General features: G+C 53.4%; 14 protein-coding genes. 10 read left to right on the forward strand and 4 right to left on the reverse strand.

Features of this window, described 5'->3' with window-relative positions; translation table 11 throughout:
• Positions 1–26 precede the first annotated feature (26 nt).
• Positions 27–881 (forward strand): peptidylprolyl isomerase, encoded by an 855-nt coding sequence (locus tag D7X94_RS07050; protein ID WP_279221761.1) that lies wholly within the window; start codon positions 27–29, stop codon positions 879–881.
• A 136-nt stretch (positions 882–1017) separates the two neighbouring features.
• On the opposite strand, the gene D7X94_RS07055 is transcribed toward D7X94_RS07050, so the two are convergent.
• A complete protein-coding gene (locus D7X94_RS07055) occupies positions 1018–1911 on the reverse strand; it encodes a bacteriohemerythrin (RefSeq protein WP_120427015.1) in 894 nt (297 codons plus the stop codon).
• 362 nt (positions 1912–2273) lie between these two features.
• Between D7X94_RS07055 and uxaC the strand changes: the two genes are divergently transcribed.
• From uxaC to gltA, 9 genes are all read left to right on the forward strand, one after another.
• Positions 2274–3689, forward strand: coding sequence for a glucuronate isomerase (uxaC, locus tag D7X94_RS07060; protein WP_120427016.1), 1416 nt, complete (start codon positions 2274–2276; stop codon positions 3687–3689).
• 46 nt (positions 3690–3735) lie between these two features.
• Positions 3736–4815, forward strand: coding sequence for a mannonate dehydratase (uxuA, locus tag D7X94_RS07065; protein WP_442857887.1), 1080 nt, complete (start codon positions 3736–3738; stop codon positions 4813–4815).
• Positions 4812–6416: a mannitol dehydrogenase family protein gene (locus D7X94_RS07070; RefSeq protein ID WP_120427018.1), complete on the forward strand. Its 1605-nt coding sequence runs from the start codon at positions 4812–4814 to the stop codon at positions 6414–6416. The genes uxuA and D7X94_RS07070 overlap by 4 nt, the downstream gene beginning before the upstream one ends.
• Positions 6417–6600: 184 nt before the next feature.
• Positions 6601–8340 carry a DUF342 domain-containing protein gene (locus D7X94_RS07075; protein WP_120427019.1) on the forward strand — a complete coding sequence of 580 codons (1740 nt, stop codon included), beginning with the start codon at positions 6601–6603 and terminating at the stop codon, positions 8338–8340.
• Positions 8341–8484: 144 nt separating this feature from the next.
• A complete protein-coding gene (locus tag D7X94_RS07080) occupies positions 8485–9540 on the forward strand; it encodes an FIST signal transduction protein (protein WP_120427020.1) in 1056 nt (351 codons plus the stop codon).
• A 15-nt stretch (positions 9541–9555) separates the two neighbouring features.
• Entirely contained in the window at positions 9556–10494 is a 939-nt protein-coding gene (locus D7X94_RS07085) for a methyl-accepting chemotaxis protein (protein ID WP_120427021.1), read from the forward strand.
• 67 nt (positions 10495–10561) lie between these two features.
• A complete protein-coding gene (locus D7X94_RS07090; RefSeq protein ID WP_120427039.1) occupies positions 10562–10957 on the forward strand; it encodes a Rid family detoxifying hydrolase in 396 nt (131 codons plus the stop codon).
• 187 nt (positions 10958–11144) lie between these two features.
• On the forward strand, positions 11145–12008 hold the full coding sequence (locus tag D7X94_RS07095) for a sulfide/dihydroorotate dehydrogenase-like FAD/NAD-binding protein (RefSeq protein ID WP_120427022.1): 864 nt from the start codon (positions 11145–11147) through the stop codon (positions 12006–12008).
• Positions 12001–13395 carry an NADPH-dependent glutamate synthase gene (gene gltA / locus D7X94_RS07100; protein ID WP_120427023.1) on the forward strand — a complete coding sequence of 465 codons (1395 nt, stop codon included), beginning with the start codon at positions 12001–12003 and terminating at the stop codon, positions 13393–13395. The genes D7X94_RS07095 and gltA overlap by 8 nt, the downstream gene beginning before the upstream one ends.
• A gap of 43 nt (positions 13396–13438) precedes the next feature.
• Here gltA and D7X94_RS07105 read toward each other — a convergent pair whose 3' ends face one another.
• The 3 genes from D7X94_RS07105 to D7X94_RS07115 are packed head-to-tail and all read right to left on the reverse strand — an operon-like array spanning position 13439 to position 16718.
• Complete coding sequence (locus D7X94_RS07105; RefSeq protein ID WP_120427024.1) at positions 13439–15418, reverse strand: CotH kinase family protein; 1980 nt, start codon at positions 15416–15418, stop codon at positions 13439–13441.
• Positions 15419–15428: 10 nt separating this feature from the next.
• Positions 15429–16100, reverse strand: coding sequence for a DUF4956 domain-containing protein (locus D7X94_RS07110; protein WP_120427040.1), 672 nt, complete (start codon positions 16098–16100; stop codon positions 15429–15431).
• Positions 16101–16127: 27 nt separating this feature from the next.
• The gene (locus D7X94_RS07115) at positions 16128–16718 is read right to left on the reverse strand and encodes a polyphosphate polymerase domain-containing protein (protein WP_120427025.1); all 591 of its coding nucleotides are present in this window, start codon (positions 16716–16718) and stop codon (positions 16128–16130) included.
• Positions 16719–16839 lie beyond the last annotated feature (121 nt).

The raw sequence follows: 16839 nt of genomic DNA on the forward strand, positions 1-16839 counted from the left end.
AAAATATCTGACAGGAGGACTTATCTTTGAAACGACAGATTTGCATGATTTTTTGTCTGCTCCTCACCCTTTCTCTGGCCGCCTGCGGCGGGGAAAAGGGCTCTCCGGCCGGTAAAGTGATCGGTACTGTGGATACCGTGGCGGCTATGGACCAGCTGAAGCCTCAGAAGAATTCCCAGAAGCTGGGCTACCAGCTGGAGAAGCCCCAGGCCGGGGAGGAGATCGCCGTAATCACCATGAAAACCGGCGAGGTGATCAAAATCCGCTTTTTCCCCGACGAAGCTCCCAAGGCAGTGTACAATTTCAAACTCCACGCCCTGCGGGGCTACTATGACGGCCTCACCTTCCACCGGGTGATAGAGAACTTCATGATCCAGGGCGGCAGCCCAGACGGCACTGGCACGGACGGAGTCAGCGTGTGGGAGCAGAACTTTGAGGACGAGTTCGCCGGAAATCTGGTGAATATCGACGGAGCCCTCTCCATGGCCAACGCCGGACCCAACACCAACGGCAGCCAGTTCTTTATCAACTGCACGAATACTCCTGTGGCGGAAAGACTGTGGGACTCTTACCAGCAAAGCTATGAGCAGTTTCAGCAGCTCTATAAGGAGAACAAAGAGGCGATTGACGCGGATCCCACTATTAAAACTCTGGACATGAGCAAAGTGACTGATGAGTATAAAAAGCTCTATAGCGAGCACGGAGGCAATATGCACTTGGACGGGGCCTACTCTACCAATGGCACCGGGCACACGGTATTCGGCCAGGTCTTCGAGGGCATGGAGAGCGTCTATGCTCTTTCTCAAGCGGAAACTGATGGCCAGGATAAACCTATGGAAAGCATGGTAGTTGAAAGCATTCAGATCATGGTCTACGAGTGATCGTTACAATTTAGAAAAGAGGGCGGGCAAGATATTGCCGGCCCTCTTCCTTTGCCAGTAAAATGGATTGAAAGCGAACTTCCAGATTTGATTTGCGGCCTCCCCAAAAACCGTATCCAAATAAAAAAGCAGCTTTTTAGGCGGTTTCCGGAAGCTGATCGATGCAAAGGGCAAAATCATCCTGCCCTACGCTGAACAGCAGGCTATATTGAGGACCATGTCCCCGGAATAATTCCCGGCACTCTTGAAATTCCAGAAACCGGTCCTCCTCCAGCTGGTATAGTTCCGGTTCTTTCCCAAAGCTGGCGGCGGCTCTTTGAATCAGGTTCTGGGCGATCTCCTGCAAAGCAAAGCGGACGATCTCATTGCGCGCATAAAAATCAATGCCGAACATCTGGCCTGCCGCACGCAGGAGCAGCGGCTCTCCGATAATCAAAACAAAACGCAGCTTGTACCCCTGCTGGGCACAATAGATTAGCTCATAATACTGGGCGTCCGCAATGGGGTCTTTTGCGGTGAACGGCCCGTCAAATTGGATGTTGGCGCTGAACATCTCTCGCAGCGGATGAAGGATTACTCCATTGATAACAGATAGCTCGTTTTGTGGGTCAATGAATGGAAATTCCCCAGAGGCTAGTCCGGTAATGGCCCGGTCTTCGATGATAATATGGCCTGTCAGCCATCCTGTGCAGACACCGATGAAACGCTGCACTGCTTCGGTGGAGAAGTCAGATGCATAAAGGGCTCGTTCCAGAGCCGGAAGGGTTTCCCGGCGCATCCTGTCATGGAGCCGCTTATGGACCCAATAGCCGGGATACCCAATCTCGCGCATATAGGCTTCTTCCTCTGCAAAGTGCTTAAGCGCGTAAGCCTTGAAATATTTGATCCCTTCTACACAGGCGAATTTGTTTTCGTGCTTTTCCACATAGAGGTCCATAATTTTTTGAACAATGGCGAAAAGCTTGCGATGGGCTTGGTCAACAACCTCCACGCCGATATTAAATCTGTCCTGCCACTCTATCTGCTGCATGTCCTTCCCTTCTTTTTTGACCGCCCGCAGGATTTTAGGCGGTATAAAGTACCCACTACCTAGATGGGCGAAATGACTGGCTTGAAGTTGCAGGAGCTGTTCCCGCTCTGCCAGCCATTAATTTTAGTATATGCACAAGGCCAGAAAAGTGCTCCTGGTGCAAGCAATATCCGGGCATTAAGCAGAGCAGCCGTTTAGGCTTGCTTGCGATATCATCGATTCCGGATGAACGGTTTCGTTCCATTTCCTGCATTAAGAACGAATTGTTCCGCTTAGAGGGAATTTGCCAGGAATATAAGTTGCTTTTTCGCTGAGGATTTGATAGAATAAAAGAATAGATTTTTATTGTAGGAGCGATTCTTATGAAAGACTTTATAGATCAGAATTTTCTTCTTCGCTCACCCGTAGCTCAATCGCTCTACCATGATTTTGCCGCGAAAGCGCCCATCCTGGATTACCACTGCCATATTGACCCCAAAGAGATTGCGCAAAATCGCCGGTTTGAGAATATCGCCCAGGTCTGGTTGGGAGGAGACCACTACAAATGGAGGCAAATGCGTTCCAACGGCGTGGAAGAATGCTATATCACGGGAGACGCCCCTGACCGGGAGAAGTTCCAGAAATGGGCAGAGACGCTGGATAAGGCCGTGGGCAATCCCTTGTTCCATTGGAGCCATCTGGAATTGCGCCGGTATTTTGGATATACGGGAATTTTAAGCGCCGGCACCGCGCAGGAAGTCTGGGAGCTGTGCAACGCTAAGCTCCAGGAGCCGGATATGAGTGTGCGCAGCCTGATATGCCGTTCCCGTGTAAAGCTGCTCTGCACCACGGACGATCCCGCTGACGATCTGTGCTGGCATAAGGAGATTGCCGCTGACCCTGGCTTTGACGTTCAGGTGCTGCCTGCTTGGAGGCCGGACAGGGCGTTGAATATTGAAAGGCCGGACTATGCAGATTACATTGGGAAATTAGGCGAATCGGCAGGACTGAACATAACCACGTTCCATAGCTTGAAAGAAGCCTTGGAAAAGCGTATGGCCTTTTTTGAGCTTATGGGCTGCCGGGCCAGCGACCACGGGTTGGCGTTCGTCATGTACGCCCCTGCCGGCGATAGGGAGTTGGACGCCATTTTCCAAAAACGCCTTTCTGGCGGGGAGATCACCCGCGGGGAAGAGCTGAAGTTCAAAACGGGACTTATGATGTTCCTGGCCAAAGAATACGTCCGGCTGGGCTGGGTGATGCAGCTGCATTTTGGGTGTATGCGGGACAATAACCGGCTGGAATTTGCCCGGCTGGGCCCAGACACAGGTTTTGACGCCATCAGCAGCGACACCCCTTCAGACCAGCTTTCTGCTTTCCTCAGCGCTCTCTATGAAAAACAAGCTCTGCCCAAGACCATTCTCTACAGCTTGAATCCCAATGACGACGGGATACTGGGCTCCCTCATTGGCTGCTTCCAGGGGACGGGCGCAGCGGGAAAGATCCAGCAGGGCTCGGCCTGGTGGTTTAACGACCACAAAGCCGGCATGGAAAAGCAGCTGACCTCTCTGGCAAGTCTGGGACTGCTGGGAAATTTTGTGGGAATGCTCACAGATTCCCGGAGCTTTCTCTCGTATCCCCGGCATGAATATTTCCGGCGGATTCTCTGCAATTTACTGGGCGGCTGGGTAGAGGAAGGAGAATACCCCTGGGACAGGGAAAAGCTCGGGGAAATCGTAAAGGATATTTCCTATAATAACGCTGTAAGATACTTTGGCTTTGACTTGGAAACGGTTTAGCGCGGGCCTTCCAAACCGCGAAAAACCTAGAAGGAGGATGATGAATATGCAGATGTGTTTTCGTTGGTACGGCGAGGGGAACGATGATATCCGGCTTTCAGATATCCGGCAGATTCCCGGCGTATCGGGCATTGTCTGGGCTCTTCATGAAAAACTGCCTGGAGATGTCTGGGAAGTGGAGGAAATCGCCCGGGTAAAAAAGCAGCTGGAGCCCTATGGCTTTCATATGGACGTGGTGGAGTCGGTGAACGTTCACGATGAGATTAAGATCGGCCTGCCTACCCGGGACAGATATATCGATAATTATATCCAGACGATCCGGAACCTCAGCCGGTTTGGAGTCAAAGTAATCTGTTACAATTTCATGCCTATTTTTGACTGGACCCGTACCGACCTGTTCCATCCGGTGGGGGATGGTTCTACAGCCCTATATTATGAGGCTGCAAAGATTCACAACGATCCCAAGGAAATGGCGGAGTACATTCTTGAGAATCTCCATGGCCTCACCTTCCCCGGCTGGGAGCCGGAGCGCATGGCAAAGTTGGATCAGTTGTTTGAGGCATACAGGCCGGTGACGAAGGAGCGGCTTTGGGAAAATCTCCGGTACTTTTTAGAGAGGCTTATGCCTGTCTGCCATGAGTGCGGCATCAAAATGGCCATCCATATGGACGACCCGCCTTGGGATATTTTCGGCCTGCCCCGGCTTTTAGTGGACGAGACCTCTATCGGCCGTTTCCTCCATATGGTGGACGATCCCTACAGCTGTATCACTCTCTGCACCGGGAGCCTGGGAGCCAACCCCCGCAATGATGTGCCGGCTATTGTGCGCAAGTACTGCGACAGGACGGCCTTTGCCCATATCCGCAACGTGAAGCATTTCCCCAATGGAGATTTTTCCGAGGCCAGCCACCGGGACCAGGACGGGGACACCGGAATCCTGGATATTGTGAAAGCGTTTCACGACGGGGGATTCCAGGGCTATGTGCGTCCGGATCATGGACGGCACCTGTGGAACGAGGGTCCGGGGAAGGTCCGTCCTGGCTATGGCCTTTACGACCGGGCCTTGGGAATCATGTATCTTCTGGGAATATGGGATACGCTGGACCGGTTGGAGGAGGCAAAATGAGACTAGATGAGAAAGGCCTGGAAAATACCGGAGTCTGGGAAAAGGCGGGAATCCGCCTGCCCGGGTTTCCTTGGGAGGAAATGTGCGCGGAAACCCGTCGCGCTCCGGTCTGGATCCATTTTGGCGGAGGAAATATTTTTCGGGGGTTTATTGCCGGGCTTCAGCAGGATTTGCTAAACAAAGGGGAGGCGAAAGCGGGCATTACGGCTGTAGAAACCTTCGATTATGATCTGGTGGAAAAGATCTACCGGCCCTTTCAGAACAGGGCTTTGATGGTAACGCTTTTCCCAGACGGCAAGATGGCGCCGGAAGTGGTGGCCTCTGTGGCTGAAAGCCTGCGGACTGGGGCAGACTATCCCCAAGAGAGGGAGCGGCTTCGAGAGATCTTCCGTAGCTCCAGCCTTCAGCTGGCCAGCTATACCATCACGGAAAAGGGATACCGGCTGATAGGCCTGAACGGCGGGTTTACCCCGGAGATTTTGGACGATTTCCAACGGGGACCGGAAAACTGCACCCATGCCATGAGTTTGACGGCTGCCCTTTTGTGGGAACGCTTTCAAGGGGGAGAAACGCCCATCGCTCTGGTAAGCATGGATAACTGCTCCCGTAACGGAGAGAAGCTCCGGGCCGGCGTGCTCACGGTGGCGGAAAAGTGGCTGGAAAATGGCTTTGTCTCCCGGGAATTTCTGAATTGGATCCAGGACGAGCGGGTAGTTTCCTTCCCCTGGACAATGATTGATAAAATCACGCCTCGTCCCGCAGAGGCTGTAGAAAGGGAACTGGCGGCCAGAGGAATAGAGGGTATGGCTCCCATCGTTACAGAGAAGGGAACCTATATCGCGCCTTTTGTCAATGGGGAACGTCCCCAGTATTTGGTAGTGGAGGACCGGTTCCCCAACGGCCGGCCCCCCTTGGAAAGGGCCGGCGTCTATATGACGGATAGAGAGACGGTAAACCAGACCGAAAAGATGAAGGTGGCCACCTGTCTGAACCCTCTGCATACCGCGCTGGCGGTGTTCGGCTGTCTGCTGGGATACCGGTCTATTGCTGCGGAGATGAAAGATCCCCAGCTGCGGGCCCTGGTGGAGAGAATCGGCTATGTGGAGGGGCTTCCTGTGGCAGCTGACCCGGGAATTATGAGCCCTGAGGCATTTCTTCAGGAGGTGACCGGCCAGCGCCTGCCCAATCCCTTTATTCCTGATACACCCCAGCGCATCGCGACAGATACCAGCCAGAAGATGGCGGTCCGGTTTGGAGAGACAATCAAAAGCTATATGGAAAGACCGGAGCTGGACCCCGCCGGTTTGGTTGGGATTCCGCTGGTGATTGCCGGATGGCTGCGCTACCTGCTTGGGACAGACGATGAAGGACAGCCCATGGACTGTAGTCCGGATCCTATGTTGGAGAGCCTGCGGGCCCAGTTGGGGAGACTAACACCGGACAGCGCGCCGGACCAGGTTTTGGAGCCGCTTCTGTCCAATTCACAACTATTTGGAGCAGACCTTCGGGAGGCCCGGCTAATGGGCAAAATCGGCGGAATGCTGAGAGAGATGCTGGTCGGGCCGGGAGCGGTTCGCCGGACTTTGGAGAAATACCTGTAGGATAACCAAGGGATGGAAGGCTCGCCTTTGAAAAGAGATACGCTCCCTGTTTCTTGCCCAGCGCTGAAGAAGATCCCGAATCTGGTGTAATGAAGCGCTGCTTTTCCCGACAGGATCTTTGAGGAAACCTATTTTCATAGTAAATTGCGTGATGACAATTTTGAGATAAAGGCGGCGTGAAGAAATGTCGATCAAAGAAAAAATAACCGCTTTTCTGTTTGGCCCAAGGACAAAAAACGATGAGCCGGAAGAGGCTGTGAAGCCACAGATTTCCCAGGAAGAGCCGGCGCCTGCGGCAGAGGAAACAAGAGGTTTGCGGCCGTCAACGCTGGAGCTGCCCTCCGAACACCCGTTTTATACGCTTTTTGACCTGCGGCGAAAGGAATCTGGCTATTTGCCGCCTCCTCGGATTTGTCTGGATGAGGATGGAGCGCTCCCTGCGGATGTGGTGCAAAAGGAAAACAAAAGACTGGAAACATTTCTCACCAGCGCCTGCGGAGCCAGACTGAAACAAGTGAACGAGGAAGGCCGGGGAAAGCGTTCCAAGAAGAAGCAGGAAGAGGAGGGGGAGGATGAACTGCCGCCTCTGAATGCTTTGCCCCGCTTTTTCCTTTCTGTGGATAAGCTCTATGCCTGGGTGATGGTGTTTCCCCCGGCAAGAAAAGGCGCGGAACTCACCAGGGAGGCCCTCTATCAAGCGCTTGCTGACGAAGGGATTCTCTATGGCGTAGACGCCGGGGTCGCGGACCGGCTCTCCCGGGAGGAGAGAAAATATTTTCACCTGTACCTGATTGCCAGGGGAAAACCGGCTTTTGACGGGAAGAATGGCAATATTGTAGAATACTTTCCCCGAGAAGTGGAACGGATTTTGGAAGTGGATGAGTTCAACCAGGTGGACTATACGGCGTTGAATCTGATCAATAATGTAAAACAGGGGGAGGAAATTTGCCGCTTGATCCTTCCCACTGAGGGGGAACCCGGCCGCACGGTGCTGGACCAGGAGATCCCGGCCAGGGGCGGCAAGGAAGTGTCTCTTCCCAAGGGACAGAATACGGAGATTACGGAGGACGGCGCCTCGCTTGTAGCTTCTATTGCAGGGCATGTGGAATTTACCGGACGTAATTTTCAAGTGAAGCCGGTGCTGGATATTCCGGAGGATGTGGACTTTTCCACCGGAGATATCACATTTTTCGGGGATGTCAATATAAAGGGGGATGTCCTTAGCGGTTTTAGCGTCCGGGCCAGAGGAAATATTCATGTAGACGGTGTACTGGAGGCCGGCAGTACGGTGGAGGCCGGCGGAGATTTGGTGGTGGTAAAAGGAATTTTAGGAGACGGGACCACAGTGATCCGCTCCCGCCGGAGCGTGTTCTCTAAATATATTGAAAACGCCACCATCCACGTTCAAGAGAACTTGCAGACAGACTGTATCGTGAATGGCAATATCTATTGCGGCGGAGAGATCCAGGTTGTATCCGGCAGGGGAACGATTATGGGCGGAAGAATCTGGTCTGCTAAAAAAGTTGCAGCAAAAGCTGTTGGCGCTCCTTCAGAATGCCGGACGGTTGTGGTTCTGGGCGGGCAGCCCTACACATATTTTGAGAGGGAATTGCTGCGCGGAGAAATGAAGGAGATGGAGAGCGAGCTGGAAAAACTGGAATGCCAGCCAAACAGCAAGGTGAAAACAAGCCTGCTGCAAAAGGTTCAGGCAAGAATTTCTGCGGTTGATCTCAAGCTGAAACGGTTGGAAAGCAAATTGGAGGAGAAGAAAACAGACCCCTTTGAGCTGGATGCCGGACGGCTGGAATGTAGCATTGCTTACGCTGGCACAGAACTCCGTCATGAAAATCATGTGGTCCGCTTGCGGCATGAGGCCCGGCAGTGCGTTGCAACGGTCATCAATGGAGAAATCCTATTGATGTAGAAGTATGGGGAGAGAGCTTTTCTAGATATGGGGGCGGTTGCCCGTGAAGCAAACGGCGGGAACGGAGTGTGAGCGGTTGACAATCTGAGGATTTTCGCGTATAATTGAGAAGATTCCAAAAAATGGCAGGAGGGTGAGAACGGCATGAAGCAGTTTTTCGGGATGAGCCGTAGCGGAAATCTGGAAGAAGCGCTCAAAGGCTTGCATACCCCGCAGTTTATCATGCTATTATCCAATGACGGACAGTTTGAGAAGCATGTGGAGGCTTTGGAGAAGCGGTTTCCCGGGGTGCCCAGCATTGGGTGTATCGGAATGAGCTATCAATCCAGAGTCGTGGAGAAGGGTGTGGGTGTGATTGCCTTTTGTGATGGCGTCAGTGCCACAGCCAATGTCCTGGAGCAGGTTTCCACGATGCCTGTAAAGTACATACAACGCCTGGAAGAGGATATGAAAAAGGTGGGTGGATCAGGCGAAAATGAGGTTTGCATTGACTTCTGCGCGGGAAATGACGCCTGCGTGCTGACAACCATCAATACGGCCCTTCGAAAGAGGAATATTCCTTTGGTAGGAGGTACTGGCGACCAGGGAAAGGTTTCTGCCAACGGGCGTATTTATGAGGATGCAGTGGCCTACGGACTGGTACGCAATCTGAGCGGGCGGGTGAAAACCTATAAAGAAAATATATACCACCAATTGGGAGACTACCGGTTCATCGCTTCCCACACGGACCGGGCCAACTATATTCTGGGCGCTTTGAACGGCAGGCCGGCGAAAGAGGTGTATAAGGAGATCCTTCATGTCACAGACGAAGAAATCCTGACCCGGACATTTCAGAACCCCTTTGGCAAGGTCAATGGAGACGACACCTGCATCATCTCCATTAAAGAAGTCCAGGGCAACGCACTGGCCTGCTTCCGGCAGGTTAACGACTCGGACGTGTTGATTTTGTTGGAACTGGGAGACTATAAAGCCATTGTGCAGGAGACAATAGCAGAGATTTGCCGGGATTTTCCCCGGCGTTCAGCGATTTTTTCCGTCAACTGCCTTTTTCGGTATAAGTTGTTTTCTCAAAACGGCTACATGCAGGATTATTTGAATGATATGGCGGCCTTGGGTAGCCACGTGGGTTTTGTAGGCTACGGAGAACATTATAATAACCGATTTGTAAACCAATCCATGACCTGTGTGGTTTTTGAATAAGGGAGGGGAAGGGCTATGAGATTCTTAAGAAAGAAGGGGCAGTCTCCTCTCAAGGAAAGAGATTTTTATCCTGTGCGGCATGTGGCGGACAGCCTGAAAGTCTACCAGCAGGCGTTGGTAGAGAAAGAAGTGGCTTCGCTGCAAGAGCTGGGGATGGTTGGTACTACCTTTTCCGGTGTGCTGAGAGAGGCGGAGTTGTTTCAGACGAAGCTACAGGATCTGGGAATGTCCTTTTCCAATATCAACCAGGCCGCCGAACAGTTTGGCCAGGTAAGGGGGAACATTGCCGGAAGTGTAGAGGTTGCCCAGGGACAGATGGGAGAGCTGGGGCAGACATATACGGCTGTGCAGGCTTCCTATGAAGAGACGGCCGAAACCTTCACGCAGCTGCAAGCCGCCATTCAAGAGATCCGCCAGTGCATGGGCAAGATTGTGTCCATCGCGGACCAGACGAATATTCTGGCTCTGAATGCCTCGATTGAGGCTGCTCGAGTGGGAGAAGCGGGACGGGGTTTTTCCGTGGTTGCCGCTCAGGTCAAGGAGCTGGCAAAAGAGATTAAGGTTTTGGCAGGAGACGTGGATACCGGCGTTTGCGATGTGGAGAATCGGGCTAATCAACTCAGCGGTAGCATTTCAACCTCTCAGCAAACCTTGGGCCATGGCATGGATATTGTGGATCAAACAGATGAGAGCTTTCGGGATATCACCTCCGCTGCGGAAGGAGCTGTGGCGGTGCAGACTGAGATTTCCGATGTAATTCAGACGTCTCAGAGTGAACTGCAAATTATCGTGCAGTTTTTTGAACGGATTAAAGACTTGAATCAGGAGGTCGTAAAGCATATCACGCAGGCCAGCCGATTGGGCACTACAAAAAGCGCGATGTTTGAGGATATGGACAATATGATTTCTCAGCTTCCACCTCTTGCGATGGATTTGGAGAAAGATGCGCTTTAAAACGGTCTGAGTGCTTTTTGACGCTTGTTTTGTAGAGGAAAACTTTGCCAAAAAGGAGAATAAAAGTATGAACAAAACCATTGTGGCAGAAAATGCTCCCGCCGCCGTAGGACCCTATTGCCATGGGAAATTGGCAGGAAACACGCTCTATACTTCTGGCCAGTTGGGATTAATCCCCTCCACCGGCGAGCTGCCTGAGGGAGTAGAGGCCCAGGCGGCTCAGGCACTGGACAATCTTCAGGCCGTTCTGGCCGCCGCAGGCATGACCTGCGCGGATGTGGTGAAAACCACCGTGTTTCTGGCGGATATGGGTGATTTCGCTGCGATTAACGCTATTTATGCCAAATATTTCCCCGGAGAGTCCCCAGAGGGAAATTCGCTGGCTCCGGCACGTTCCTGCGTGCAGGTCGCCGCTCTGCCAAAGGGCGCGCTGTTTGAGATTGAAGCGGTAGCCGTAAAATAGCCGTCCCTTTTGTTGAGAATTTTTGCACCGCCCCAGGCTTTGGCGGTGCTTTTCCTTTTCTTTGCCTTGACGAATGGAAGGATAGGGTATATTATATAGTGCGGAGGAAGGAAGTATAAAGAGACTGCTGCCCGCTGGCACACTTTAGGAAAAGGCGGCAGAATTTACAAGCAAGGTTGTGATAGCATTGTATCGGATTTTGAAGAAACAGGCGTTGAACTCTACGGTTACTCTCATGGAAATTGATGCTCCCGCTGTGGCTCGAAAGGCGGAGCCGGGGCAGTTTATTATTCTGCGGGTGGATGAAGGGGGAGAACGCATCCCGCTGACTGTGGCGGATTTTGACCGGGAAAAGGGCTCTGTCACCATTATCTTTCAGATTGTGGGGGCTACCACAGAGAAGCTGAATCATCTAAACGAAGGGGAAAGTATTCAGGATTTTGTAGGTCCTTTGGGCGTTCCTACCCATATGGAGGGCTTGAAGAAGGTGGCTGTAGTGGGGGGCGGCGTTGGCTGTGCCATCGCGTATCCTGTGGCAAAGAAACTTTGCCAGCAGGGGGCCGAGGTCCACTCCATCGTAGGCTTCCGCAGCCAGGAGCTGGTAATTTTAGAGGAGGAGTTCCGGGCCGTCAGCAAGAAGTATTTCCCGATGACAGACGACGGCTCCTATGGAGAGAGGGGACTGGTGACGGACGCCCTGCGCCGGCTGCTGGAGAACGGCGAACAATATGACCAGGTGATCGCCATTGGCCCGCTGATTATGATGAAGTTTGTGACAAAGCTCACCAAGGAGTTCCATATTCCCACCACTGTCAGTATGAATCCCATTATGATTGATGGCACGGGCATGTGCGGCGGTTGTCGCCTGAGTTTGATCCAGGATGGCAAAAGGGTCACCAAGTTTGCCTGTGTGGACGGTCCGGACTTTGACGGCTTTGAGGTGGATTTCGATGAGGCTATGGCTCGGGGCGCCATGTACAAGGAGTTTGAGCGCCATGCCTATGCGGAAACCTGTAATCTGTTCCAGAAAGAGGTGGCTGGCAATGCCTAATATGTCGCTGAAGAAAAATGAAATGCCTTCTCAGGAGCCTTATGTACGCAATAAGAACTTCCAGGAAGTGGCCCTGGGCTACACGGCGGAACAGGCCGTAGACGAGGCGAAACGCTGCCTTGACTGCAAAAACCGGCCCTGTGTCTCCGGGTGCCCGGTCAATATTGCCATTCCTGATTTTATCAAGCACATGGCTCAGGGAGAGTTTGAAGAAGCCTATCAGGTAATTGCGCAAAGCAGCGCTTTGCCCGCTGTCTGCGGCCGGGTCTGCCCCCAGGAGAGTCAGTGTGAGCAGAAATGCGTGCGCGGCGTCAAAGGCGAGCCGGTGGGCATCGGCCGTCTGGAGCGCTTTGCGGCAGACTGGCATAACGCCCACGCCACCGAGGCTCCGGCAAGACCCGCTTCCAACGGGCATAAGGTGGCGGTGGTAGGCTCCGGCCCCTCGGGACTCACCTGTGCGGGAGATCTGGCCCGGCTGGGATATGAGGTTACAGTATTTGAGGCGCTGCATACCGCAGGGGGCGTGTTGGTCTATGGTATCCCCGAGTTCCGTCTACCCAAGGCGATTGTGCAGAAAGAAATCGATGGCCTGAAGGCCATGGGTGTAAAGATTAAGACAAATATGGTGATAGGCCGGGCGCTTTCTGTGGACGAGCTATTGGAACAGGGCTTCGAGGCTGTGTTCATTGGTTCCGGCGCTGGCCTGCCCCGGTTTATGAATATTCCCGGCGAGAATTTGAAGGGCGTGTACTCTGCCAATGAATTCCTTACCCGGGTGAATTTGATGAAAGCCTACCTGCCTGGTTCTGACACCCCTATCCAGCGTGCAAAGAGGGTGGCAGTGGTGGGCGGCGGCAACGTAGCCATGGACGCCGCCCGCTGTGCCAAACGCCTGGGGGCGGAAGAAGTCTACATTGTGTATCGCCGTTCAGAAAAGGAGCTGCCTGCTCGGGCGGAGGAAGTGGAACACGCCAAGGAGGAAGGCATTATTTTCAAACTGCTGAATAATCCCGCCCGAATTCTTGGAGATGAAAGCGGTTCTGTCTGCGGCATGGAGTGCCTGGAGATGACTCTGGGCGAGCCAGACGCTTCTGGTCGCCGGAGGCCTGTGGAGAAGGTGGGTTCGGAATTTGTCCTGGACGTAGACTGCGTGATCATGGCCATTGGTACTTCTCCCAATCCTCTGATAAAGTCCACCACAGAGGGCCTGGAAACCCAGAAATGGGGAGGCATTGTCGTGGAGGAGGAGACAGGCCTGACCAGCCGGGAAAATGTGTACGCAGGCGGGGACGCCGTCACCGGCGCGGCCACAGTGATTCTGGCCATGGGCGCGGGGAAAACCGCTGCCAAGGCCATCCATGAGAAGCTAAGCGGAGAAAACTGCTGAGATGAGAAAAGGCACCCCCTGGGAATCCCCAGAGGGCGCTTTTTTATGCTCGCTTTCGATAGAGGAACACGGAGAGAATTCCGAGTGCCAGAGTAGCGAAACAGGCACCTAAGACGATCCAGCCTTCGCTGGAAAAAGGGCGGGCAGCTTTGCTGCCGGGAGCCTCATCCTCTGAAGAAAACCCCTGGGGAAGTCTCGTCTCTGTCCTCTCCCCGGGACTTGCGGGGAAGCCACCCGAGATTTCTCCAGACAGATCATTGGGCCGAGTTGGGGCGGTTTGCTCATCCTTTTTCCCGGAAATCCCAGGCATACCGCCATTTTGCATGGTTCCCATAGCGCTGACGTCAATCTGGGAAGCGTCCACCAGAGAGGAGGAATCCTGGGACTGGCTGGAGGAGGTAGAGGAAATCGTACCCTCCAGCTGTCCCTTCACGCTTTTGGCCCGGAGCAGGCAAAACTCCCTCAATACCGCTGCTCCTGTGGCAAATTCCTCATAGGAGCAGAATTTGGTGGGGTCTTTCTCCACATAGGGGGAGATCATGGCCTGAATCCGGTCCAATTCCTGGGCAAAGAGGCCATTCTCAAAATAATTTGCCAGGAATTCGGCAAAAACCTGGTGATAGAGCTGGGTATACGTTTCGTCCGAAAAAATCCAGGCCAGCATGGGCCGGGATTCCACCGTGCCGCCGGAAACCGGGGTGTCGATGGGATAGTTCACCAGGGCGGTGGCGTCCTGGGCCCCCATAAAACCGCCAAAGGCTAAATTGTAATCCCAGGGGAGCATGGATAGCTGGCCTTCATTCTCGTAGAGATAGTAATTGTGAATCATTGACCCGGTGTAGCTGTCGAAATTGCAGACAAAATTGTGGGCAACGAAATACCGGATCACCTGGTCCACGTCCACCACTTCAGAGAGATTTTCCCCAGCGTTCAACTGCTTCAAGGAGGCGATCAGCCGGTCCTTGTCTTGGTCAGAGACGGGTGTTTTGGCGTTGTCAAAGATATTTTGATAGCTGGAGTATTCATCGTCCGAGTAGATCAGAGACACATCTCCACTGCCCCTTGCGCCGCCGAAATTCCCGAAGTCTCCGAGCTTTTCTCTGGTTTCAGAGGCTCCCCCCGTATCATCAGGCACGTTTTCGGGCATTTCATCTATGGAGAAGCCCGCTGGGGGACTCCCAGGAAAGTCTTGGAAATCTGATTTGCCCTTTTCCCCAAAGGGCTCGGACGGGATGCCATCACCGCCGGAGTCTTCGGGGGCGTTCTCGGGAACTGCTCCGTCCGGGGGAATGGGGGCTTCCTGCCCTCCGCCGGAGAAGGGGGGACGTTCCGTGTTCTCCTCCATATCCTGGTTCCGCCAATCATCCAGATTGAATTGCCCGCCGTTGCCTCGTCCCCCGCCGAAGCTCATACTGTCCGGCTTATAGAGCTCTCCGTAACCGGCGCCGTAGTTCCGCTGGAGAAAGGCCTCCTCAATGCCTTCCACCGCTAGATAGAGTCCCCATTTCTGGCCATTGACAGTGATATATACGTAGCTGCAAAGAGGCGCGTTGGCTCCGGCCCAGCTTATCATCTGGTAGCAGAGATAGTCTTTCATATAGGTATTGTCCTGGATGATGTTGTTCAGGCTCAGCTTATCAAGCCCATAATAAGTTTTGCCGTTGTCATAGTGGTCAAACTCGATCTTGAAGCTGTACCGGTCGTTGCCATAGCTGGCCACTTGAGTCAGAGACGTGTTCCCTTTGGCGCGAATTCCCACGTTCTGGCAAGCTTCGCCATCAATAACCACCGAGCAGAGGGCGTAATCCTCATTCTCGCAGGTATCCAGAAAGCCCTCCCAATCGTCTATAACAATATCCAGGCTGTGAACCAGAGAGGCGTTAAACAGCCGGTACTGGTAGCCCATTGCCTGGGAGGCCGTCGAGATCCCCAGCCTTCCGCCATTGAGAAACAGCACGGTGAGCAGCAGTGCAAAGGCCAGCATCACGCCGCAGATCCGGTCAAAACATTTGTGGGTAGACATATCAAGCCCCCTAGCCCATATAGTCGCCGTTATAGCTGACCAATACCGCGTGCTCCACGCCGTTCAGTCCAGAAAGAGCGTTGACAAAGCCGGTGGAGGCGTCTTTCATGCGGATCTCCAGATTCAGCTCCACGGAGTTATTTTGCACGGTTTTGCTCTTTACCACGCAGCGGCGGACCTGATTCTGGACAAACGCCATGGCCTGGGCCTCGGATTGGGAATCCCGGCAGCGAAGCACCAGAATATAAGGGTTGAAGTGGGCCTTTTTGTTGGCGAATACCAACAGGACAACACCAATGAGCATGCTGCCAAAGACAGCCAGGGGAATCAGCCCCGCCGCCAGGACAATGCCTGCCCCAATAGCCCAGAAGAGGAAGGCAATGTCCAGAGGTTCCTTGATTGCGGCGCGGAAGCGGACGATGGACAGAGCGCCCACCATGCCCAGAGAGAGCACCACGTTGGAGGTGACAGCCAGAATTACCAGCGTGGTAATCATGGTGATGGCCACTAGGGTAATCCCAAAACTGGAAGAATACATCACTCCGGAGAAAGTCTTTTTATAAATCAAAAAGATGAACAGGCCGATGCAAAAGGCCAGCGCCAGGGCCAGAAACATATCCAGAAAAGATATGCTGCCCACATTTTCTAGAAAACTGGACTTAAAAATGTCTTGAAATGTTATCATGAAAATCTCTCCTTCATATTTTGGTTATCCGTACGCCCGGCAGGCGGCGTATTTGGAAAAAGCTCCAGTATGCGCGCGGGGAACCTGTACCAGATCCCGAATGAGGCCGGGCAGAAACTGGTCCCACTTTACCTCCAAGATAGCGGGCGCGCTCTGGATAGGAACGGCTACAGGGGCCGGGGCCAGAAAGTCTTGGCAACGGAAACTGGCGTGCAGGTTATAGTCCAGGGTGACCCGCACATTCCCCGGAGCGAACAGAAATGCTTCCCGGGTGTATTCCACAATGGTTTTGGGGGTAAGGCCCTGGGCAGTCATTTTGCTCGCCAGTTCCAACAGGAGGGACCCCTGGCCCGCCACTTCCTCCGGACGGTTCCTGCACAAAGCGGCGGTATCTTTCAAAGCCAAGGTTTCCTGGAGCTTGGCGCAGAGCCCGTCTCGTTTCAGCTTTTTTTCCAGCAGGACCAGGGAGGGGGCGCCATTATAGAGCCGTAGTCGGAATTTTTCCCTGTTGTTCACGCCGTCCAGTTTTTCCCGCAGGGATCGGTCCTCCAGGGTGTCGAAATACAGGCTGCGGATCTGGTAGCGGCCCTCTATGCCATGGGGGTCGGGCTCCATCACAGCGGAAAGCCTCGCCCTGTCAGCGCCAGTGATAAAATGTAAAAAAACGCCGAGGAAAAAATGTAGTTTTGTGGCGGAGGTGAAGGGAAAAAGATAGACTCCCAATCAGGGCGAGAAA

Source organism: Acutalibacter sp. 1XD8-33, from assembly GCF_003612555.1.
In the GTDB taxonomy this organism is placed as follows: Bacteria; Bacillota; Clostridia; order Oscillospirales; family Acutalibacteraceae; genus Acutalibacter.